At 70.1% G+C, this 20,672-nt stretch carries 27 protein-coding genes and 2 pseudogenes; 15 read left to right on the top strand and 14 right to left on the bottom strand.

Annotated elements, in window-relative coordinates; translation table 11 throughout:
• Positions 1-275: 275 nt before the first annotated feature.
• On the top strand, positions 276-743 hold the full coding sequence (locus E1298_RS11480) for a barstar family protein (RefSeq protein ID WP_207944568.1): 468 nt from the start codon (positions 276-278) through the stop codon (positions 741-743).
• Positions 744-747: 4 nt separating this feature from the next.
• On the opposite strand, the gene E1298_RS11485 is transcribed toward E1298_RS11480, so the two are convergent.
• From E1298_RS11485 to E1298_RS11495, 3 genes are all read right to left on the bottom strand, one after another.
• Positions 748-1,131, bottom strand: coding sequence for a DUF4190 domain-containing protein (locus E1298_RS11485; RefSeq protein WP_131892179.1), 384 nt, complete (start codon positions 1,129-1,131; stop codon positions 748-750).
• A gap of 185 nt (positions 1,132-1,316) precedes the next feature.
• Positions 1,317-2,087 carry a deoxyribonuclease IV gene (locus tag E1298_RS11490; protein WP_131892181.1) on the bottom strand — a complete coding sequence of 257 codons (771 nt, stop codon included), beginning with the start codon at positions 2,085-2,087 and terminating at the stop codon, positions 1,317-1,319.
• Positions 2,088-2,136: 49 nt separating this feature from the next.
• Positions 2,137-2,442 (bottom strand): hypothetical protein, encoded by a 306-nt coding sequence (locus tag E1298_RS11495; protein ID WP_131892183.1) that lies wholly within the window; start codon positions 2,440-2,442, stop codon positions 2,137-2,139.
• A gap of 196 nt (positions 2,443-2,638) precedes the next feature.
• Between E1298_RS11495 and E1298_RS48010 the strand changes: the two genes are divergently transcribed.
• The 6 genes from E1298_RS48010 to E1298_RS11520 all read left to right on the top strand — a co-directional run bounded on the left by E1298_RS48010 (position 2,639) and on the right by E1298_RS11520 (position 5,719).
• Complete coding sequence (locus E1298_RS48010; protein WP_165975423.1) at positions 2,639-2,803, top strand: hypothetical protein; 165 nt, start codon at positions 2,639-2,641, stop codon at positions 2,801-2,803.
• Between the two features lie 252 nt (positions 2,804-3,055).
• Positions 3,056-3,346 (top strand): 30S ribosomal protein S6, encoded by a 291-nt coding sequence (gene rpsF / locus E1298_RS11500; RefSeq protein ID WP_131892185.1) that lies wholly within the window; start codon positions 3,056-3,058, stop codon positions 3,344-3,346.
• A 40-nt stretch (positions 3,347-3,386) separates the two neighbouring features.
• Positions 3,387-3,965, top strand: a complete 579-nt coding sequence (locus E1298_RS11505) for a single-stranded DNA-binding protein (RefSeq protein ID WP_131892187.1) — start codon at positions 3,387-3,389, stop codon at positions 3,963-3,965.
• Between the two features lie 75 nt (positions 3,966-4,040).
• Positions 4,041-4,277 carry a 30S ribosomal protein S18 gene (gene rpsR / locus E1298_RS11510; RefSeq protein WP_019631633.1) on the top strand — a complete coding sequence of 79 codons (237 nt, stop codon included), beginning with the start codon at positions 4,041-4,043 and terminating at the stop codon, positions 4,275-4,277.
• Positions 4,278-4,296: 19 nt separating this feature from the next.
• The gene (gene rplI / locus E1298_RS11515; RefSeq protein WP_131892189.1) at positions 4,297-4,743 is read left to right on the top strand and encodes a 50S ribosomal protein L9; all 447 of its coding nucleotides are present in this window, start codon (positions 4,297-4,299) and stop codon (positions 4,741-4,743) included.
• Positions 4,744-4,903: 160 nt separating this feature from the next.
• A complete protein-coding gene (locus tag E1298_RS11520) occupies positions 4,904-5,719 on the top strand; it encodes a peptidoglycan recognition protein family protein (RefSeq protein ID WP_243725519.1) in 816 nt (271 codons plus the stop codon).
• Between the two features lie 91 nt (positions 5,720-5,810).
• On the opposite strand, the gene E1298_RS11525 is transcribed toward E1298_RS11520, so the two are convergent.
• Positions 5,811-5,999 (bottom strand): hypothetical protein, encoded by a 189-nt coding sequence (locus E1298_RS11525; RefSeq protein WP_131892191.1) that lies wholly within the window; start codon positions 5,997-5,999, stop codon positions 5,811-5,813.
• 99 nt (positions 6,000-6,098) lie between these two features.
• On the opposite strand from E1298_RS11525, the gene E1298_RS11530 reads away from it, so the two are divergent.
• Entirely contained in the window at positions 6,099-6,668 is a 570-nt protein-coding gene (locus tag E1298_RS11530) for a GNAT family N-acetyltransferase (protein WP_131892193.1), read from the top strand.
• A 71-nt stretch (positions 6,669-6,739) separates the two neighbouring features.
• On the opposite strand, the gene E1298_RS11535 is transcribed toward E1298_RS11530, so the two are convergent.
• A complete protein-coding gene (locus E1298_RS11535) occupies positions 6,740-8,068 on the bottom strand; it encodes an MATE family efflux transporter (RefSeq protein ID WP_131892195.1) in 1,329 nt (442 codons plus the stop codon).
• A gap of 342 nt (positions 8,069-8,410) precedes the next feature.
• Between E1298_RS11535 and dnaB the strand changes: the two genes are divergently transcribed.
• Complete coding sequence (gene dnaB, locus E1298_RS11540; RefSeq protein WP_243725520.1) at positions 8,411-10,780, top strand: replicative DNA helicase; 2,370 nt, start codon at positions 8,411-8,413, stop codon at positions 10,778-10,780.
• 138 nt (positions 10,781-10,918) lie between these two features.
• Here dnaB and E1298_RS11545 read toward each other — a convergent pair whose 3' ends face one another.
• Positions 10,919-11,548 (bottom strand): alcohol dehydrogenase catalytic domain-containing protein, encoded by a 630-nt coding sequence (locus E1298_RS11545; RefSeq protein WP_243725521.1) that lies wholly within the window; start codon positions 11,546-11,548, stop codon positions 10,919-10,921.
• An 84-nt stretch (positions 11,549-11,632) separates the two neighbouring features.
• On the opposite strand from E1298_RS11545, the gene E1298_RS11550 reads away from it, so the two are divergent.
• Together E1298_RS11550 and E1298_RS11555 are read left to right on the top strand one after the other, a co-directional pair.
• Positions 11,633-12,229, top strand: coding sequence for a TetR/AcrR family transcriptional regulator (locus tag E1298_RS11550; RefSeq protein ID WP_279498190.1), 597 nt, complete (start codon positions 11,633-11,635; stop codon positions 12,227-12,229).
• 100 nt (positions 12,230-12,329) lie between these two features.
• A pseudogene (locus tag E1298_RS11555) lies at positions 12,330-12,458 on the top strand (DUF397 domain-containing protein); the annotation flags it as partial.
• 190 nt (positions 12,459-12,648) lie between these two features.
• Here the strand turns inward: E1298_RS11555 and E1298_RS11560 are convergent.
• The 4 genes from E1298_RS11560 to E1298_RS11575 all read right to left on the bottom strand — a co-directional run bounded on the left by E1298_RS11560 (position 12,649) and on the right by E1298_RS11575 (position 15,634).
• The gene (locus tag E1298_RS11560) at positions 12,649-13,836 is read right to left on the bottom strand and encodes an MFS transporter (protein WP_243725523.1); all 1,188 of its coding nucleotides are present in this window, start codon (positions 13,834-13,836) and stop codon (positions 12,649-12,651) included.
• Entirely contained in the window at positions 13,833-14,399 is a 567-nt protein-coding gene (locus tag E1298_RS11565) for a Chromate resistance protein ChrB (protein WP_131892201.1), read from the bottom strand. Before E1298_RS11565 ends, E1298_RS11560 begins: the two co-directional genes overlap by 4 nt.
• Before the next feature lie 162 nt (positions 14,400-14,561).
• Positions 14,562-15,005 (bottom strand): hypothetical protein, encoded by a 444-nt coding sequence (locus E1298_RS11570; RefSeq protein ID WP_131892203.1) that lies wholly within the window; start codon positions 15,003-15,005, stop codon positions 14,562-14,564.
• A gap of 179 nt (positions 15,006-15,184) precedes the next feature.
• Positions 15,185-15,634, bottom strand: a complete 450-nt coding sequence (locus E1298_RS11575; protein WP_243725524.1) for a MarR family winged helix-turn-helix transcriptional regulator — start codon at positions 15,632-15,634, stop codon at positions 15,185-15,187.
• Between the two features lie 92 nt (positions 15,635-15,726).
• Here E1298_RS11575 and E1298_RS11580 point away from each other — a divergent pair, with 92 nt between their 5' ends.
• Positions 15,727-16,116, top strand: a complete 390-nt coding sequence (locus E1298_RS11580; protein WP_243725525.1) for a nuclear transport factor 2 family protein — start codon at positions 15,727-15,729, stop codon at positions 16,114-16,116.
• A gap of 5 nt (positions 16,117-16,121) precedes the next feature.
• Here E1298_RS11580 and E1298_RS11585 read toward each other — a convergent pair whose 3' ends face one another.
• Complete coding sequence (locus E1298_RS11585) at positions 16,122-16,910, bottom strand: SDR family NAD(P)-dependent oxidoreductase (RefSeq protein WP_131892207.1); 789 nt, start codon at positions 16,908-16,910, stop codon at positions 16,122-16,124.
• Positions 16,911-16,999: 89 nt separating this feature from the next.
• The gene (locus E1298_RS11590) at positions 17,000-17,170 is read right to left on the bottom strand and encodes a hypothetical protein (RefSeq protein ID WP_207944569.1); all 171 of its coding nucleotides are present in this window, start codon (positions 17,168-17,170) and stop codon (positions 17,000-17,002) included.
• A gap of 43 nt (positions 17,171-17,213) precedes the next feature.
• On the opposite strand from E1298_RS11590, the pseudogene E1298_RS50280 reads away from it, so the two are divergent.
• Positions 17,214-17,405: pseudogene (locus E1298_RS50280) on the top strand (helix-turn-helix domain-containing protein); the annotation flags it as partial.
• Positions 17,406-17,589: 184 nt separating this feature from the next.
• Positions 17,590-18,060, top strand: coding sequence for an MmyB family transcriptional regulator (locus E1298_RS50285; RefSeq protein ID WP_243725526.1), 471 nt, complete (start codon positions 17,590-17,592; stop codon positions 18,058-18,060).
• On the opposite strand, the gene E1298_RS11600 is transcribed toward E1298_RS50285, so the two are convergent.
• Together E1298_RS11600 and E1298_RS11605 are read right to left on the bottom strand one after the other, a co-directional pair.
• Positions 18,023-19,201 carry a methyltransferase gene (locus E1298_RS11600; protein ID WP_131892209.1) on the bottom strand — a complete coding sequence of 393 codons (1,179 nt, stop codon included), beginning with the start codon at positions 19,199-19,201 and terminating at the stop codon, positions 18,023-18,025. The genes E1298_RS50285 and E1298_RS11600 overlap by 38 nt on opposite strands.
• 5 nt (positions 19,202-19,206) lie before the next feature.
• Positions 19,207-19,482, bottom strand: coding sequence for an MmyB family transcriptional regulator (locus E1298_RS11605; RefSeq protein ID WP_131892211.1), 276 nt, complete (start codon positions 19,480-19,482; stop codon positions 19,207-19,209).
• A 179-nt stretch (positions 19,483-19,661) separates the two neighbouring features.
• On the opposite strand from E1298_RS11605, the gene E1298_RS11610 reads away from it, so the two are divergent.
• A complete protein-coding gene (locus E1298_RS11610; protein WP_207944570.1) occupies positions 19,662-20,645 on the top strand; it encodes a DMT family transporter in 984 nt (327 codons plus the stop codon).
• Positions 20,646-20,672: the final 27 nt, after the last annotated feature.

The raw sequence follows: 20,672 nt of genomic DNA on the forward strand, positions 1-20,672 counted from the left end.
GACGTGGCGGGGGTGGTGGGCGTGGTGTCCATCTCAGTGTTCCTCTCGGAATCGGGCAACTACCTCGCTCAGAGAGTGGCTCAAAACTAGAGTCTCTCTCAAAAAGAGAGACTAGGAGATGGGTGAGAGGAGTGTCAAGGGCGATGCCGCGACACCCGCCGTATGCGACGATCGCGACCGTATGGCCGTGAGGTGTTTCGCGGCGGACACCGGGGGATGACCGCGCCCGGTGGAGCAGGCCGCCCGGAACGGGCGAACGACTGCCGGGAGAGGACGTGGACGCGAACCAAGCACTGGACGAGCTGCTCGCGGAGCGGCTCAAGCCGGGCGTCTACCAGTGGCGGACGCCCGCGACGCCGGGCGCCGTCGGCGACGAGGGCTGGACGGAGCGGGCGGAGCAGGCGGGCTGGCGCGGATTCCACCTGGACGGGCGGCGCGCGCGCGACAAGGGTTCGTTCCTTCGGCTGTGCGCCGAGGTGTTCGACTTCCCCGATTGGTTCGGAGGCAATTGGGACGCCTTGCAGGACTGCCTGGGAGACCTGTCGTGGGCGACTGCCCCTAACGGCTACATGGTGCTGTACGAATCGTGGGCCGATCTGGCCGAGGCCGACCAGCGGTCCTTCCGTACGGCCCTGGACGTCTTCGCGGGAGCCGTGGAGGCGTGGCGGGACACCCCCACCCCCATGACGGTGCTCCTGTCGAGCGTTGGTGTGGAAGCGGCGGGCGTCCCCCGGCTCGCCTGACCGATCAGTAGGTGCCGGTGGTGTTGGAGCTGCCGACGATGGCGGCCCACAACCCGATGTAGAAGATCCAGACGATGATCCAGCCCACCGTGACGATGTAGCCGAGGATCAGGCCGGTGACGGCCATGCCCGAGCCGCCCTCGCCCGTCCGCTTGATCTGGCTCTGTGCGACGTGCCCGAAGATGATCGCCAGCAGCGAGGTCACGCCGCAGGCGAAGAAGCCGACGAGGCCGAGCACCATCGACGCCGTCGCCATGCCGTTGTTGGGACGGATGACCGGGGCCGCACCGTAGTAGTGGTGCTGCTGCTGCACAGGCTGGGAGTAGGGCTGGCCGGCGTACGGGTCCTGCGGTCCGTAGCCGTAAGGGTCGTAAGGGGGCTGTGCCATCGACTTCCCGATCGTTCGCGCGCCCGTCGCCGGAGACAAGGCACGTGCGCTGAGGGGCTGGGTTCCGGATTATGCCAGTGTGACGTGACCTTCGGACTTTGTCGCCGTGCTGGTACTCGCGCTTTTAGATGCCGCGTCCGGCCCGCGGGTTCCCACGAGGGCCAGGACGTCGGGACGGGGCCGGATCAGGCCAGATTCGTCCGTAGCCAGGAGATGTCGTCGGCCTGCCCGGCGGCGGGCGTCTCCACCACGACCGGCGCCCCCGCCGCCCTGACCACCGTCAGGATCAGGTCGGTGTCGATGCTGCCGCTGCCGAGGTTGGCGTGCCGGTCGGCGCCCGACCCGAACGCGTCGCGGCTGTCGTTGCAGTGGACGAGGTCGATGCGGCCGGTTATGGCCTTGATCCGGTCGACGGCGTCGATGAGCTCCTCACCGGCCGCGTGCGCGTGGCACGTGTCGAGGCAGAAGCCGACCTTCGACTCCATCCCCGGCACCTCCGACAGCACCTCCCAGAGCCGGGCGATCCGGTCGAACTTGCGTGCCATCGCGTTGCCGCCGCCCGCGGTGTTCTCGATGTAGACCGGGATCGGGCACTCGATGCGCTCGAAGACCTTGCGCCAGTTCTCGAAGCCCGTCTCGGGATCGTCGTCCTTGAGCACGTGCCCGCCGTGCACGATCAGCGCCTTCGCCCCGATCGACGCCGCCGCCTCCAACTGCTGGGTGAGGTTCTTGCGGCTCGGGATGCGGATCCTGTTGTTGGACGTCGCCACGTTGATCGTGTACGGCGCGTGCACGTACACGTCCACCCCGGACCCCGCCAGCGCCTCGACGCCCTCCGGCAGGACGGGCTTCTTCCATCCCTGCGGATCGCCCAGGAAGAACTGGACGACGTCGGCCCCGACGGCGTGTGCGTTGTCGAGCGGGTTGGTCTGGTCGACGTGGGCTCCGATGCGCATGGCATCGAGGTTAGCCCCGCCGTCCGACAACCCGGCCGCTTTCCCGGGGTCAGAACGTGAAGCCGCCGTGCCGCAGGGCGAAGGCGCCGCCGATGAAGGCGGTGATCATCCCGATGACGTTCAGCCAGCGTTCGTTGGTGGTCGCGGAGATCAGCTGGGAGTACAGCGCCAGCGGCAGGCCGATCACGGCCGCGACGGCACCGAAGAAGTGGGTCGCCGGGACCGAGCCCAGGATGAGGGCGGCGATCCCGATCGTGATCGCGGCCACCGAGAGCGCGCTCTCCAGCGGATGGCGTTCGGCCTGGGCGTCGACGCCGACGGCCCTCTCCTTGCCTCCGGCAACCTCCTGCGGCATCGGGGACCTCCTCCAAGGTCGTGGCGTCCGCGTCCGGGACACGGGGGTGGACGCGGGACCGGGCGGACCGTGCCCGTAAAGGGATTCCCTGGACCGCCGGAGATCAACCAGCGCGCGGGCGCGGAAAATGTCGGCACCACCCGGTACAGTCGAACATGGTTTCGAGAACATCGGTCTCGGTCCGGGAGGTACCACTGTGAGGGAGAGCGAACTCGCGGTCATCGGTGACGCGGAGCTCGTCGAGGAGCTGTCGCTGCTGACGACCCAGACCGCCCGCATGCGCGCCCGCATGGCCGACATCATGGCGGAACTGGAGCGGCGGCGCTGCTCCAAACCCGTCCGTCCGGGCGCGTGGCGCTGACGCGCGGGCTGCTCGCTCGGGGTTCGCCCGCGGGCGGCTTGCCGACGCCAACGCGCGCCGCACCGTCGCCGGGTGCGCCGCATCGAGGGCGGCCGCGGCCGTAACCGGCTCGTACGCTGCCAACTGTTGGTAGCCTGTATCGGTCTCGCGGCAGGCTCGCCCGGCGATCCGGCCCGCCACCGCGAGGAACGCAACAGCCCTCCTGTCACGGAGAGACCGTGACCGCACCAGTCCAGAGGAGGTAGGGACAGCATGCGTCGTTACGAACTCATGGCGATTCTCGACCCCGCCATCGACGAGCGCACCGCCAGCGCGGCGCTCGACCCGTTCCTGAAGGTCGTCAAGGACGGCGGCGGCAGCGTGGAGAAGGTCGACGTCTGGGGCCGCAGGCGCCTGGCGTACGAAATCCTGAAGAAGTCCGAAGGCATCTACGCGGTGGTCGACCTGTCGGCTGAGCCTGCCACGGTCAAGGAGCTCGACCGTCAGCTCAACCTGAGCGAGTCGATCCTCCGTACCAAGGTCATCCGCCCCGAGGTCCACTGAGCCGCCCGGTTCAGCCCTCACACCAGCCGGAGCGAGCCCCATGGCAGGCGACACCGTAATCACGATCGTCGGGAACCTCGTCGAGGACCCGAATCTGCGCTTCACCCCGAGCGGCCAGGCGGTCGCGTCGTTCCGCATCGCTTCGACCCCGCGGTTCTTCGACCGCCAGTCGAACGACTGGAAGGACGGCGAGGCCCTGTTCCTGACCTGCAACGTCTGGCGGCAGGCCGCCGAGAACGTGGCCGAGAGCCTGCAGCGCGGCATGCGGGTGATCGTGCAGGGACGGCTGAAGCAGCGCTCGTACGAGACCCGCGAGGGTGAGAAGCGCACCGTCTTCGAGATCGAGGTCGACGAGGTCGGCCCGTCGCTGCGCAACGCCACCGCGAAGGTCAACAAGACCCAGCGGCAGGGCGGCTCGGGCGGCGGCGGTGGCTTCGGAGGCGGCGGAGGCGGCGGAGGCGGTGCCCCCCAGGGTGGCGGCTTCGGCGGCGGTGGCCAGCAGCAGGGCGGCGGTTTCGGCGGCGGCCAGCAGGGCGGCGGCGCTCCCGCCGACGACCCCTGGGCGACCGGCGGCGGTGGCGGCGGCGGTGGCGGGTTCTCCGACGACCCGCCGTTCTAGCCCACCGCACAGCACGACCAAGACATCTACACGTCCATTCCCGCGTGAGCGGGGCTCTCGTAAAGGAGCACCACGATGGCGAAGCCACCTCCCCGCAAGCCGAAGAAGAAGGTTTGCGTGTTCTGCCAGGAGAAGATCTCCTACGTCGACTACAAGGACACCGGTCTGCTGCGGAAGTTCATCTCCGACCGCGGCAAGATCCGTGCTCGGCGGGTGACCGGAAACTGCACTCAGCACCAGCGGGACGTCGCCACGGCGATCAAGAACGCCCGCGAGATGGCGCTGCTGCCGTACACCAGCACCGCGCGCTGAGGCAGGGGGACGAACGATCATGAAGCTCATCCTGACCCAGCAGGTCTCCGGGCTCGGCGAGCCCGGAGACGTCATCGAGGTCCGCGACGGCTACGGCCGCAACTATCTCGTTCCCCGCGGGTTCGCCATCAAGTGGACCCGGGGCGCCGAGAAGGAGATCGACTCGATCAAGAAGGCGCGTTCGGCCCGCGAGATCGCGACCGTCGAGCACGCCAAGGAGGTCGCCGGCCGGCTGCAGGCGCTGCGCGTGACGCTGCGCACCCGCACCGGCAGCAACGGCCGCCTGTTCGGCGCGGTCACCGCCGCCGACATCGCCGAGGCCGTCAAGGCCGCCGACGGCCCCGACCTGGACCGCCGCCGGATCGAGATCGGCAACCCGATCAAGACCGTCGGCACCCACCGGGTCAGTGTGCGTCTGCACACCGACGTCAACGCCACGATCGACGTCAACGTCGTCGAGGACTGACACGCCCGTCCAGCGACCCTCGTGCCCCGGATCTTCGTCCGGGACGCGAGGGTCGCTGCGTTTCATGTGAAACGTCCGCGAAACGCCCTGTGCTTGAGTGTTCGGCGTATCGACCGCTACGTTCCGTAACAAGGTCATCGCGGGACGAAGGGGGACGCTGTTGAGCGCGCACTCGGGGGACGGCGCGGCCGACCATGAACGCACCGGCTCGCCGATGACGCGCCGTTCACTCATCGGCGGTGTCGTGGGGGCGGGCCTGCTGGCGGTGGGCGTCCCGTCCGACAATGGAGCCATGGCGGACGCTCTCGCGGCCGGTGGCCGACCGGTCCTGTTCACAGCGGACGCCCCGCGCATCCACACGCGCGCCGACTGGAACGCCAAGGCGCCAAGGAGACCCGCCACGATCCTCAAGCGGGCACCGGACCACATCATCGTCCACCACACGGACACGGCCAACTCCAATGACCGCTCACTCACGCACGCGTACGCCCTGTCCCGGTTCATCCAGGACTTCCACATGGGCACGCGTGGCTGGGACGACACCGGGCAGCAGTTGACCATCAGCCGGGGCGGCATCGTCATGGAGGGCCGCAACCAGACCTTGAAGGCCATTCAGTCGGGCCAGCATGTCGTCGGCGCGCAGGTACTGCACCACAACGAGCACACCATCGGGATCGAGAACGAGGGCTCCTACGTAAGAAAGGGCGTTCCCGACCGGCTGTGGGCGTCGCTGCTGGAGGTGTGCGTGTGGCTCTGTACGGCGTACGACCTTGACCCGACCAGCGCCATCGTCGGCCACCGCGACTACAACAAGACCGAGTGCCCGGGCGACGTCCTCTACGCCCGCCTGCCGGAACTGCGCAGATCCGTGGCCGCCCGCATGGACGGCTCACCCAAGACCACGCAGGAGAAGCCCCGACCCGTCCCACGGGACGATGAAATACCCCTGTTCCCCTCCTTCGACGACTTCGGCTGACTCTGGTCAATCCCGACCTACCGGGCTCGCCCGCTGACCGTGCTTGGGCGAGCGCGGAATCGCTTCGCGATCCTCCCGGCAGGGCTCGCGGTCATGTGTCGGGGATCGTGTAGCGGGTGCGGCGGCGGGCGATCTCGGGGTCGATACCCTCTACCAGCGACCAGATGCCCGCGACGCGCTCCACCAGGGTCTCCGGAGGCAGCCCGGCCAGGCCCTCGGCCGCCAGGTCGTCGATCGCCTGCGTCAGCCGGGCCATCCGCTCGCCGTGCGTGGAACACATGTTCGAATAGTAGCGAGTGTGACCCGAGGTGCGGGTGCGGTTCGGAGGATTTTCCGGGCCGGTTCTCAGCCGTCCGATCCCCGTGGTGTGATCAACGGCATGACTTCGTCGGACGCGGTTGAGCTCATCGGTCACGGTCTCGTCCTTCGCGAGTGGAGCGAGGAGGATCTGGACGCGTTGACGGCGATGTTCGACGACCCGGAGATCGCGTACTGGACGCCGGTGGCCGCACCGTTCGACAAGACGGCCGCCCAGAACTACCTCGATCGGATCCGCTGGGGCCGAGCGCAGGACGATCGGGTCCATCTGGCCATCACCACCGACGGGCGCGAGCCCAAGGGCGAGGTCATGCTGAACAAGAGCACGGGCACCATCGGGTACGCGGTGGGCGCCGCGTACCGCGGGCAGCGGCTGGCGTACCGGGCCGTCCTGCTGATGACCGAGTACGCGCACAGGGTCGCCGGACTGGCCAGGGTGAGCTTGGAGATCGAGCCTGATAACGCCGCCAGCGCGGGTGTCGCGCGCGCCGTCGGCTACCGCCTGACCGATGCCGCGCCCGTGACGGTCGAGGACAAGGGGCGCCGCCACACCCTGCTCACCTGGGTGCACGAGGACACCGACCACGATGGCTCCGACCAGGACGTCCACGGCCAGGACACACTTCGCTAGGGCGCCTCTCACGGGTCTTGTTCGTCGCGCAACAAAACGTAGATCCATCGCCGAGGCCATGGCCGAGACGATTAACGGACGGCGCCGGTCACCAGCCACCGGTCGCCGCGCGCTCGGAGACTCAAGGTGAGCAATCGTGTCGCCATCCACAACCCGATGGCGGCCCAGAGCCCGAGCAGCCCCGCATCGATCCGGTAGAGGACGAAGGCCGCTGGCAAGAAGACCACCGTCGCGACCAGGGTCGTTACCGCGAGGTAGTTGCCGTCTCCCGCACCGATCAGGATCCCGTCCAGGACGAAGACCACACCCGCGACAGGCTGGAGCAACGCGACCAGGATCAACGAACCGAGCAGCAGATGCCGTACGTCACCGTCCGACGTGAACAGGCCGGGCAGCCACGGCCGCACCGCGAGGATGCCCAGCGCGAACACCACACCGCAGGCCAGCCCCCACCACACCATCCGTCGCGTCACCGCGCGCGTACCCGCGACGTCCGACGCCCCCAGATACCGGCCGGTAATCGCCTGGCCCGCTATCGCGATGGCGTCGAGCGCGAACGCCAGCAGCGTCCATACCTGGAAACCCACCTGGTAGGCGGCGATCTCGGGGTCTCCCATCCGCGCGGCGATCGACGTCCCCACGATGAGGACGATCCGCAACGCCGCCGTCCGCAGCAACAGCCCGAGCCCCGCTGTCGCCGACGTCCGCAGTCCCGCCATGTCCGGCCGTACCGACGCCCCATGCCGACGCGCCGCGCGCAGCGCCACCACCACGTACACGAAGGCGCAACCCGTCTGAGCGAGGACGGTGCCCCACGCCGACCCGGCGATCCCCCAATCCAGCACGATCACGAACAGCACGTTGAGCAGCAGATTGACCGAGAAGCCGCCGATCGAGACCAGCAGCGGCGTCCGGGTGTCCTGCAAGCCGCGCAGCACGCCCGTCCCCGCCAGGACGACCAGCATCGACGGGATCCCGAACAGGCTCACCCGTAGATACGTCTCGGCGAACGGCGCGACGGCCGGGGAGGCGCCGAACGCGTCCACGATCCAGGGGATCAGCGGCCAGCCGACCACGATCAGCGCCACACCGATGGCCAGCGCGAGCCACATGCCGTCGATGCCCTGCCTGACGGCCGCCCGGACGTCCCCGGCGCCGATCTGCCTCGCCACTCCCGCGGTCGTCCCGTACGCCAGGAAGACGCACAAGTAGACCAGGGTGTTGAGGGCCTGCCCGGCGACTCCGAGCCCGCCGAGCTGGGCCGTCCCCAGATGCCCCACGATGGCGCTGTCGGACAGCAGGAACAGCGGCTCGGCCACCAGAGCACCGAACGCCGGGACGGCGAGCCGCAGAATCTCGCGGTCGTGCGCGTTCGCGCGCCGCAGGGGAGAGCCGACCATGTCGCGACATACCCTACCAGCCTGTAACTTTCCTAGTGATTTCACTCATTACATCTGCGGATCCGGCCGACTTTCTTTCCCCACACAGCCGGTGGACGAAGTCCGCGCAGCTCAGCGCGCCGTGCGCCAGCACATCCACCGGTTGTCCCCAGAGTTATCCACAGGTCGTGCACAACCAGTACGGCGTGTCTGCACAGGGGCTCCACACCCTCGTCCACAGATCACTTTGCTTGCGACCGCGCGGCCTCGCGAGAATGTCAGACGCCTCAGGTAAACGTGAGATGGACGGCTCGCGATGGGGCGACGGGGACGCCGGCGGCCGGAGATGAAGGGGGTGCGACGGTGAGCGTGACCGAGCTCGGACCGCATGAGCAGGAGTTCGAACGCACACCGCCACACGACATCACCGCCGAGCAGGGGGTCCTCGGCGGCATGCTGCTCTCCCCCGACGCCATCGCCGAGGTCATCGAGCTCCTGCGCACGCAGGACTTCTACCGTCCCGCGCACCAGATCATCTACGACACCATCCTCGACCTCTACGGCCGCGGCGACCCGGCCGACGCCGTCACCATCTCCGGCGAGCTCACCAAGAACGGCGAGATCGGCCGCATCGGCGGCGCCCCCTACCTGCACACCCTGATCTCCTCGGTGCCCACGGCCGCCAACGCCGGCTACTACGCCAAGATCGTCCATGAGCGCTCGGTCCTCCGCAAGCTCGTGGAGACCGGCACCCGCATCGTCCAGATGGGCTACGCCGCCGACGGCGCCGACGCCGACGAAGTCCTCGACCGTGCCCAGGCCGAGGTCTTCGCCATCGCCGACAACCGCTCCGGCGAGGACTACGTCCCCCTCAGCGAGATCATGCCCGGCGCCCTGGACGAGATCGAGGCGATCGGCAGCCGCGGCGGCCAGATGGTCGGCTGCCCCACCGGCTTCGCCGATCTCGACGCCCTCACCAACGGCCTCCACCCCGGCCAGATGATCGTCGTGGCCGCGAGACCCGCGATGGGGAAGGCCCTGAAAACGGATACACCCCTGCCGACCCCCTCGGGTTGGACGACGATGGGCGAGATCAAGGTCGGGGATCACCTGCTCGGGGCCGACGGCAGGCCGGTCCGCGTCGTCGCCGCCACCGAGGTGATGTACGGCCGCCCCTGCTACGAGGTGGAGTTCTCCGACGGCGAAGTGATCGTCGCCGACGCCCAGCACCAGTGGCGGACGACGACCCGCGCGACCCGCAGACACGGGACGTCCCAGCTCACCACCCGTCGAGAGGCTGTGGCCGAGGTCTACTCCGTCGCCCACCGCGGCGAGGTCGGCACGATCATCTCGAAGCACCGGCCCGGCTATGAGCGCACGAGCCGCTACCGAGGGCTTCCGCACCACGCGATCCGCCCGAACCACGTCACGGCCTTCGCGCAGCACCGCCCCATCAAGACGACCGAAGAGATAGCGGCGACCCTGCGCTGCGGTAGCGACAACCGTCCCAACCATGCCGTCGAAATAGCCGCGCCATTCCAGCTCCCTTCCGCGGATCTCCCCATCGATCCCTATGTCCTGGGGACGTGGCTCGGCGACGCGAACAGCCCCTCAGGGGCAATCACCTGCTCCGAGGGGAACGAGCACCACATCCCGGTCCGCTACTTGCGCGCGTCCGAGGAGCAGCGACGAGCACTGCTCGCCGGAATGGTCGACACAGACGGGTCCATCTCCCATACCGGGCAGGTGCAGCTCAAGTTCGTCAACAAGCACCTTGCGGAAGGCGCGCACGAGCTCGTCCTAAGCCTTGGCTATAGCGCAACCATCACAACAGAGCCGCTCCGAGGCCGCCCCTCAGAAACCTTCACCTATTACCGGATCACCTTCACGCCGACCGATCCGGCCTCCCGGCTGGCGCGCAAGGCCGTCCATCCGAAGGTCCGCTACATCGTCGATGTCCGACCGGTGGAGAGCGTGCCGGTCCGATGCGTCCAGGTCGACAACGACGACCACATGTACCTGGCGGGCCGCTCCTGCATCCCGACCCACAACTCGACACTCGCGCTCGACTTCGCTCGCGCGGCCTCGATCAAGCATGGGCTGACGTCGGCGTTCTTCAGCCTGGAAATGGGCCGCAACGAGATCACGATGCGCCTGCTGTCCGCCGAGGCCCGGGTGGCGCTGCACGCCATGCGGTCGGGCACCATGCAAGACGAGGACTGGACGCGCCTGGCGCGGCGGATGAGCGAGGTCGCCGAGGCCCCGCTGTTCATCGACGACTCCCCCAACATGTCGATGATGGAGATCCGCGCCAAGTGCCGGCGGCTCAAACAGCAGCACGATCTGCGCCTGGTCATCATCGACTATCTCCAGCTGATGTCCTCGGGCAAGCGGGTGGAGAGCCGCCAGGTCGAGGTGTCGGAGTTCTCCCGGTCGCTCAAGCTGCTCGCGAAGGAGCTGGGCGTCCCGGTCATCGCGCTGTCGCAGCTCAACCGCGGTCCCGAGCAGCGGACGGACAAGAAGCCCATGGTGTCCGACCTACGTGAATCGGGCTCGATCGAGCAAGATGCGGACATGGTGATCCTGCTGCATCGCGAGGACGCCTACGAGAAGGAGTCGCCGCGCGCTGGCGAGGCCGACCTGATCGTGGCCAAGCACCGAAACGGGCCGACCGCCACGGTGACCGTCGCGTTCCAGGGCCACTACAGCCGCTTCGTCGACATGGCCGGGTAGCCGACGGCAGCGATAGCCGGGCCCCGCAGTTTCGTGTGCTCCGCCTTGGTCGACGGGCCACGGTGACGGTCCTGGACGAGTCCGGGCAGGAGAGAGGACGGCCACGGTGGGCGTCAAACACTTGGCGTCACGGTTGCGTCAGAGCAGCAGTGCCAGTTTGCCCACGGTGGTTCGCGTTTCCAGTTCCGTGAGTGCTTTCGGGCCCTCGGCCAGCTCATGGATGGTGGGCCGGCCGGGGCCGAGCACCCCGGCCGCGAGGAGCTCGGACAACTGGCCCATGACCTCGCCGAAGAGGTGCGGTGCGGCCTGGAACAGAACGCCGATGTTCAGGCCGATGAGGTGGATCTGGTGCTTGTAGACCAGGTCCCAGTTGGTGATCGTGGCTTCGCCGCCGACCACGCCATGGACGACGACCCGGCCGGTCACGCGCTTGGTCGCGGCCAGGCTGGCGTCGAGGGTGGCGCCGCCGACCGATTCCAGTACCAGGTCGGCGCCCGTGCCGCCGGTCAGCCGTAGCACCTCCGCGGGCAGCACCATGTACTCGGCGAAGGCGCCGCCTCCGATGCCGACGCCGATGACGTGGGCGCCTGTCTCCAGGTCGGTCACCCCATCGCCAACGGCGGCGACTTCGCCGACACCCTCGATGCCCGCCAGATACGGCGGCTGCGGGCCGCCTGGGAACGTGCCGCGGGTCTGCGAGATGTCGACGAAGTTGACCCCGGCGGCGGTGACCCGGATCAGGACTTCGCCCGGACCCGGGCTCGGCACCGGCGCGTCCGTGATCAGGCGTAGGTCCTGGGGGCCGTTCAATGACGTCTGCTGCAGGGTGCGGACACCGTCCTGCGCAAGGCGCTGGACCTGTACTGGGAACGCGGCTACGAGGGGACGTCGCTCAGCGACCTGGCCCAGGCCATGGGAATCGCCTCGGCCAGCATCTACGCCTGCTTCGGTAGCAAGGAGGAGCTGTTCCGCAAGGTCATGATGCTCTACGGCACGACCTCAGGCGAGCGGCCCAGGCGCGCGCTGCGCGAGCAACCGACTGCCCGCGCCGCGATCCACGCCATGCTGCGCGCCACCGCCGATGAGATCACCCGCCCCGACACCCCGCACTACTGCATGCTCATCCTGGCCGCGCCCAGCGGCGCGGTGGAAAACCATACGGTCCGAGAGTTTCTGGCCGATCTCCGGCGCGACATGCTCACCATCAACAAAGACCGGCTCGCCCGCGGCGTCACCGACGGCGACCTCACCGTGCCGCCCGCCCGCCTCGACGCCATCGCCCGCTACTACACCACCGTGGTGCAAGGCCTCTCCATACAGGCCCGCGACGGCGCCACCCGCGCAGAGCTGGAAGAGGTCATCACCTGTGCGATGGCCGCCTGGGACACCTTCACCTCCACGCCGTCCCACCCAGTGAGCTGGCCGTCCACCGGCAAGCACAAAACTTGAGGCCCATACCTGTGGAAACACCCGGCCAAGCGGGCCATCAGATCATCGAGCCACCCACAGGCCGCCGCAACCTCCACCCTGGAGGCAGCAGTGCGTCGAGGTCGCGGCCCTGTCAGGTGCGGTGGGCGTACATGACAGCAAGGCGCCTGACCTCGGGTACCTCAGCCTCTCCCCGGAGAGCTTCGCCCAGTTCGTCAAGCGCGTTAGGGCTGATGAGCTGAGCATCTGACCCGACCATGCACCCTGGTGGCCCTTTCCCTCGCGGATGGGGCCGCTTGCGTTGAAGGGACCGGCTCCACGGTGGGCGCAATCCGGTGGTGACAGCCACGACGAGCCGCCCGGCTTGGACGTGTGATCGCATGGCGGCGTGCCGTCGAGGACGTGCAGCGGCGTTTCTCGATCCCGGGCCGGACAAGGTTCTACTTCGATGCTTGCGTGGTGCGGGGGCGGAGGGCCAGGGCGAGCAGCGGGCCTGTGGCCAGCAGGAGGGCGAGGCCGGCGTAGCCGAAGGTGAGGGTCGAGAGGGTGGCGACTCCGGCGACGAGCAACGGGCCGCCGGCGTCGCCCAGTTCGCGGCCGAGTTCGGCGGAGCCCATGGTCTGGCCTATGCGCTCGGCCGGGGTGGAGGCGGCCAGGGCGGCGAAGCCGAGCGGGGTGATCAGTCCGGTGCCGATCCCGATCAGGGCCGCGGCCGACAGGACCCCGACCAGGCCGGGCAGCATCGCGGCGGCGAGTCCTGCGGCGGTGATGAGCAGCCCGGCGAGCAGCCCGGTGCGGGTGGTCAGGCGCCCTGCGTCCAAGGCGCCGCCGGCCTTGGGCTGGACGATGGCGGCGGTGGCGGCCAGGACCGAGACGGCGGCGCCGGTCGCCACGGTGCCGAGCCCGGCCGCCGCCCCGGAGACGGGCAGGAAGCCCACGCCCACCGACAGCGCGGCGGTGGCCGCGGCGAGGGCGGCGGTCGGGGCGAGGAAGGACCGGTCGGCCAGGCGCCGGGCGAGGTCGGCGAGGGTCTGCCGCTTGCGCGGCAGCGGCGGTACGACGGGCACGGCGAGCGCGGCCCACACGGCGACGGCCGCGCCGCACACCGCCATCGCCGTGAACAGCGGTCGCAGGCCCCCCGCCCAGACCAGCACGCCGCCGAGCAGCGGGCCGAGGGTGTAGCCGATGGACTTGTAGAAGCCGTAACCGCCGAACGCGCGGCCGCGCTTCGCGGCCGGATTCAGGCGGGCGACCATGGCGGAGGCCGAGGGGGAGAAGGCCGAGGCCGCAGCGCCCTGGCCGAGGCGGGCCGCCCACAGCCAGCCGGGGGAGTCGGCGACCGCGTACAGCGCGGAGGCGGCGGCGAAGGCGATGAGGCCGCCGAGCAGGACCGGCTTGCCGCCGATCCGATCGGCCAGCGAGCCGAAGACGGGTTTGAGCAGCACCTCGGCGCCGTCGTAGAGGGCGAGCAGGCCGCCCAGGGCCAGCAGCGAGGTGACGGCGTCTTCGGAGAAGCCGCCGAGGTTGGCGGCGATGCCATGCGCGCCGAAGGCGGTGGTGAACCCCGCCGCGTACAGCGGCCACATCGCCCGCTTCGGCGCGGCCGGGACCATGGCCGGAGTGGTCACGATGGGTCCTGGCCGCAGGCGTGCAGCGCGGCGAAGACACGTTCGGCGTAGTCCTCGCAGGCGGCGGCGCACCGCTTGAGCCGTGTCCCGGCCCGGGCTGCCTCGGGAGCGCCGAAGACGTCCCGCGCGGTCAGGTCACGGTGCCAGCGGCGCAGCCGCTCCAGGCTCTGCTCCTCTTCCTCCAACTCGGCCAGGGTGAACTTGGCGATCCGGATCTCCTTGGCGATCTCGTCCTCGAACTTGCCGCAGTCGGCCAGGAACTCCGCCCAGTCCGCCGACCGGGCCGCGGTGAACATCTCCTGGAAGCGCGCCGCGTCCTCAGCCGAACGACCGGATGCTCGGAGCGTCGTGCCCTGACCGCCAGCGCTGTCGGTGAGGTCCAGGGCGCGCTGCACGCCGTCGGCGAAGACCGGCACCTCCGGCACGGCCCAGATGCCCTGGCCCAGCGAGAGCGCTCCGATCTTGCGCAGCTCCCGCCACACCGCCACGCGGTGCCGGGACGGTTCCGTGGGCAGCTTGATCACCAGGATCAGCCACCGCCCCGGCTGTCCGGTATTTGTCACGTCAGAGACTGTAGCAAGCGTTACATGGCGAGTCTGTCTTCCGGCGCCATGCTCGGCCTATGCGCGCCGGTCGCCAGGGACGTGTGGGGGTCGCCGGTGTCCTCGCCTCTTCTTTCCGCTCCCTTCGAATGCGAAGGCTGACGGGTCGTGGACCTGCTGCGCTTAGGGGTGGGACTCGGGCAGTCTGGTGTAGATCAGGGTGAAGTCGTGTTCCCAGGACGAGCCGTCCGGGGACTTCTCCCAGGCGCCGCTGATCGAGCTGCCGTCGTCGGCCATTGAGCCGGAGAAGCGCTGGTGGAAGCCGGGGGCCTGGCGCCAGATCTTCCAGACGCGGTCGTCGAAGCTCATGGCGTAGACGCGGGATACGCCGCGCGAGTCGTAGTGGAGGATGGTGTAGTCCTCGGTGGTGTCGTCCCGGCTGATGACCAGCGTGGCGGACGGCGCGGGGTCGGGGGCCTCGGAGTGCAGGCGCAGGAAGGCGCCTCCTTCGAGCCATTCGAAGACGGTGTAGCCGCGTGACCCCGGGAACTCCGGGACGGAGACCGCCCATTCCCCGATCAGGGCCTCAAGCGGCTTCAACGCCGGATTCGGCGGCAGTGGCGTCATCGCTGGTCCTTCCCGGTTCTGTGGCTGCGTCCAGGGTGGACTGGCGGGACGGCCCGCACAACCGATTCAGGTGACCGGGAGGTCGGAGATGAGGGCGGTGCCGTCCTCGTCGTCCCGTTGTTCGCCGACCTGGGCGAATCCGTGGCCGGTGACGGACGGGGCGGCGGTGATCTGGGGGGTCATCCTGTGTGGTGTTCGGCGATGCGGGCCAGCAGGTCGGTCAGTTGGGCGCGCTCGGTGGCTGAGAGCGGGGCGAGGAGTCGGTCCTGGATGCCGGTCAGGACCTGGTCGAGGCGCTCCAGGTGGCGGGAGCCGGCCGGGGTGAGGGTGATGATGTTGCGCCGCCGGTCGGACGGGTCCGGGGAGCGGTCGGCGTAGCCCGTTCCGGTGAGTTCGTTGAGGGCGGCGACGACGTCGCTGCGGTCGATGCCGGTGTGGCGGCCGAGGGCGGCCTGGCTGGCGGGGCCGTACTCGTCCAGGGCGGCGAGCAGGCGGTAGTGGTAGCCGCGGGCGCCCGCGGCGGCGAATCCGTCGCTGACCAGCCGGTGGCTGTGGGCGGAGGCCACGTTGATCAGCCAGCTCGGGGTGCGCATGAGGCGCGCGGGCGGGGCGGCATCGGGGTCGATCACGCGCCTCAGCTTACCGATTTGTTGGTGCTCCCTACGAGTCGATGTTAGTGTTGGCCGTGCCAACGTTGGTCATGCCAATGAAATGGGGAGTCATGGAGCTGAGTGACCGCTACGAGCTGACCGACCTGGTCGGCAGGCTCGGAAGGTGGCTGGACGAAAAGCAGTTCGACGACGCGCGGACCGTCCTCACCGAGGACGTGGAGGTCCGTACGGCGGGCGGGGCCTCACGCGGGGTGGACGTGGTGGCCGAGCAGGCCCGACGCAACCATCAGGTGCCGACCCAGCACTTCATCACGAACCCGCTCATCGAGGTGGACGGCGACCGGGCCGCGATCAGCGCCAATCTGCTCGTCGTCTTCGCGCACGAGGACGGGCGGCGTGTCCTCGGGGAGATCTACGAGCTGGAGGCCGCCCGGACGGCGGACGGATGGCGCATCTCGCGCGTGCAGGCCCGTCCGATCTGGGAGGGCACTCATGTTTGAGCGTGTCAGGGGTTTGTGAGGTCGTCGGAGAGGGTGCGGAGCCGGGCGCGGGCGTCGGGGTCGTATGCCTGGTCGTCCGCGCGGGACTCCTTCAGGCCGTTGAAGAAGCGGCCGGACACGTCGTCCAGGGACGGGTCGGCGACCAGGCGGTGGGTGGCGCGGACGCCCTCCTCCAGTGTGCTGATCGGCGAGGCGACCATCTTGGTGGGCATGTAGGTGGCCGGGTGCAGGCTGTTGGCGGTGACGCCCGTCCCGGCGAGCTCGGCGGCGAGGTCGATCGTGAACATGACCTGTGCGAGCTTGCTCTGGCAGTACGCTCGGGAGCCGCTGTACCCGCGGGTGATCATCACGTCGTCGAAGTCGAGGGCGGTCTGGCCCAGGCTGCTGACGTTCACGATCCGGGATGGCGCCGACGCGACGAGGGTGGGGAGCAGCAGCCGGGTGAGCAGGTACCCCGACAGGTAGTTGACCGCGAAGTGCAACTCGTGGCCGTCGGCGCTCTCGGTTCGTGGCCCGCCACCGCCGATGCCCGCGTTGTTGACCAGGACGTCCAGGCGCGGATGGTCGGCGCGGACGGCCTCGGCGAGCGCGCGGACCTCGGCGAGCGACGACAGGTCGGCGCGGTACCAGGACGCGCGCCCGCCGATCTCCTGCAGCGTCGCCTTGCCGCGCCGGTCGTCGCGGCCGTGCACGAGGACGGTCGCGCCTTCGACGGCCAGCTCGGCCGCCAGGGCCCGGCCGAGCCCATCGGTCGCGCCGGTGATGAGGATGGTCTGCTCGTCGATGGGACGCATGGGTCCATAGTGCTCGGTGTGCGCGGGCGGTGACAGGTTTCGGGGATCGTGGTACCACGGGTACCCGGCTGAGCGCCGCCGCGGGACGGTCATGGACGGTCGAGGAAGTCCCGGACGAGCTTGACGAACTCGTCGGGACGGAGGGCGGCGACGGCGGCGGCGGTGGGCGCGCCGAGCGAGAAGCCGGCCAGGTCGGCGGGCGCGGCGCCGGAGTCCTCGATGACGGCGATGACCTGGGCGGCGAGCGCCTCGATGGTCAAGGGGTCCGGCGGCCCCCGGAGGACGGATCATGGGGTCATGGACATGGACCGCCGGGAGCTCGCCGACTTTCTCCGCCGTTCCCGCGAGCGGCTGCGTCCGCAGGAGGTCGGCCTGGCGGCGGGTCCGCGGCGGCGCACGCCGGGGCTGCGGCGCGAGGAGGTGTCGCAGCTCGCCGGGATGTCCGCGGACTACTACATGCGGCTCGAACAGGCCCGGAGCCCGCAGCCGTCGACCCAGTTGCTCGGCGCGCTCGCACGGGCGCTGCGGCTGACCGAGGACGAGCGCGACCACCTGTACGTGCTCGCCGGGCACCGGCCGCCCGCGGGCCCGTTCGCGGGCGAGCACGTCCGGCCGAGCCTGCTCTACCTGCTGGACCAGTTGCGGGAGGCTCCGGCGCAGATCCGGCGACCTTGGAGACGTGCTGGCGCAGAACGCCCTGGCGGACGCCCTGTTCGGCTGCGTCTGCACGGTCGAGGAGCCGGATCGCAACTTCGCGTGGCGCTGGTTCACCGACCCGTTCGTCCGGCAGGCGTACCCGGCGGACGAGCACGACCGCTACAGCCGCCTGCACGTCGCCGACCTGCGGGCGGCCGTGGCGCGTCGCGGGAACGACGCGGCGTCGTCCGCGCTGGTCGAGCGGCTTCACGGGGCCGGCGAGGAGTTCACGCGGCTCTGGGCCCGGCACGAGGTCGCCGTCCGCCGCACCAGCCGGATGAAGATCCTCCACCCGGAGATCGGGGCGATCGAGTTCGACGCGGAGGCCCTCCTCACCCCGGCCGAGGATCAGCGGCTGTTCGTCTTCACCCCGCCGCCGGGCACCCCGAGCATCGAGGCCCTGGAACTGCTGCGCGTCATCGACCCGGAGACCGCCCACCGGAGCCATGTCTGAGCCGCCACAGCGACGTGACCTCGGCGGAGCGGGCGGCGTGCAGTGGGTCGCCGGGGTCGGCGGCGCGCGGATGCGCCGGGGCCGTGTCGAGCCGTCCGGCCACCTCCAGCCCGGACGAGTCGAACGCCTTCAGCAACTCGTCCCGTGACCGGAGTCCCAGGTGTTCGGCCAGGTCGGACAGGATCAGCCAGCCCTCCCCGTCCGGTGCCAGATGCTCGGCGAGGCCGCTCAGGAACCCGTTGAGCATCCGGCTGCCCGGGTCGTACACGGCGTGTTCCAAGGGCGAGCTGGGTTTCGCGGGGACCCACGGCGGATTGCACACGATCAGCGGCGCCCGTCCGTCCGGGTAGAGGTCGGCTTGGACGACCTCTACGCGTCCGGCCACGTCGAGCCGCTGGAGGTTCTCGCGGGCGCAGGCAAGCGCGCGCGGGTCCTGGTCAGTGGCGACCACCCGCTGGACGCCCCGCCGAGCGAGGACGGCGGCCAGGACGCCGGTGCCCGTCCCGATGTCGAACGCGACGGTCGCGTCCGGAGGCAGCGGGGCCTCGGCGACCAGATCGACGTACTCCCCTCGCACCGGCGAGAACACCCCGTAATGCGGGTGGATCCGGTCGCCGCCGAGTGCCGGGACAGGGACGCCCTTCTCCCGCCACTCATGGGCACCGATCAGCCCGAGCAGTTCGCGTAGGGACGTCACGTACGGCCGGTCGTCCGGACCGTACGCCTCTGTGCACGCCTCCCGGACGTCCGGTGCACGCCGTAGGGGGACCACGTGTCCGGGGTCGATCGGGACAAGCAGCATGCCGAGCGTCCGCGCGCGCTGGCCTCGCGCCTGGCGGTACAGGTGGAACGCCTGTACTTGGGACGGTTCCGTCCGGTGCTTGCGTCGTTCCGCCCGGCGCGGTGTGCGATCGGTCCGCCGCGCCATGGCCTTGAGGAGCTGCCGCGCGTTCTGGAAGTCGCCGCGCCACAGCAGCGCCGTTCCCTCGCACGCCAGCCGGTACGCGTCGTCCGCGCGGGTCTCGTCGTCGGCGACCACCACGCGGCGCGGCGGCTGGGCCCCGCTCTCCGATCGCCACCTGGCGTGCCGGTCGTGTCCGTCCTCGTGCCAGGCGACGACCGGTTCGTCCGCATCGTTCATACCGCTCATCGGCCGTCCCGTGAGAGCGTCGCGTCGTCGAGGCCGGGCGGCCCGACCTTGGGAGGGTGGAGGCGGGTCTCGCCGTGCGTCAGGTCCGTCACGAGATGCGCGGACCGCAGCCGTCCACACTCGGGGCTCCGCTTCCGCAGCGTGTCGATCAGCGCGTGCAGCCGCGCGTCGTCCGGATCCTGGCCGGACCTGAACCGGACGCCCACATCCTCGGGCTGTCGCCGGACGCGCCGCGACTTGAGGAATTCGCCGAGTTCGCCGTTCCGGACCATGCCGATGAGGCTATCCGGACGTCCGGCCGGTGGTTCCGCCGGTGGGCGTCGGCTGCCCGCTCCAAGGGGAATACGTCCCGATCGGTCCGGCTGGGGGCCGGATAGTGTCTGCCTGCGCACCCGCCCCGGCGACCACGATCGAGAGACCGCGCACCCGATCGGAAGGGAACGTTCCAGCAGTGACGGCGCAGGCCCCCGCGAAACCCACCCGGACCGCCGGACGCGGTGGCGCCGCGGCCTCGATCGGCCTAGGAGTCCTCGGCGCGCTGTTCTTCTCCGCTTCGTTCATCGCGAACCGGACGATGGCCGTGGACGGCGGCGCCTGGGAGTGGAGCGGCTCCCTCCGCTTCCTGTACTCGCTGCCGATCTTCCTGGTCATCGTGGGGATGCGCGGCGGCGTCCGGCCCGTCCTGCGGGCCCTGCGCGCCGACCCGCTGGCGTGGGCGCTGTGGAGCACGGTCGGCTTCGGGCTGTTCTACGCCCCGCTCTGCCTGGCCGCCGACCTCGCCCCCGGCTGGACGGTGGCCGCGACCTGGCAGGTGACGATCGTCTGCGGGATGTTCCTCGCCCCGCTCCTGTACGACGACGAGCGCGGGCGGATCCCCGCCAAGGGCGTCGCGCTCTCCGGCCTGATCCTCGCGGGGGTCTTCCTCAGCCAGTTCGGCGGCCACGGCGGGCCGTCCGCGGGCATGGCGGGCGGGATCGCCGTCGTGCTCGTCGCGGCCGTCGCCTATCCGGTCGGTAACCGCCGGACGATGGAACTCGCCGGGACGGGCCTCGACACCTTCCAGCGGCTCCTGGCGATGTCGATCGGGAGCCTGCCGTTCTGGGCGGCCGTCGCCGTGCTGGGCGGCGTCCGGGCGGGGGCGCCGTCGTCCGCGCAGCTCACCGTCACCCTGGTCGTCGCCGTCAGCTCCGGCGTGATCGCGACGTCGCTGTTCTTCGCCGCGACCCACCGCGTCCGCCGGCACCCGCTGCGGCTGGCCGCCGTGGAGGCGACGCAGGCCGTCGAGGTGGTCTTCGTCGCGCTCCTCGAACCGCTGCTCACCTCGACGGACGTCCCCGGCGCCCTCGCCTGGACGGGCATCGCCGCGATCGCCCTCGGGGTCGTGCTGTACGCGTTCGCGGGCCGCCCCGCCACCGGGGGATGCGGCCGAGGGTGATGTCGGAATTCCGCTAGTAGAATCGCC

The organism is Actinomadura rubrisoli, from assembly GCF_004349215.1.
GTDB lineage: Bacteria > Actinomycetota > Actinomycetes > Streptosporangiales > Streptosporangiaceae > Spirillospora > Spirillospora rubrisoli.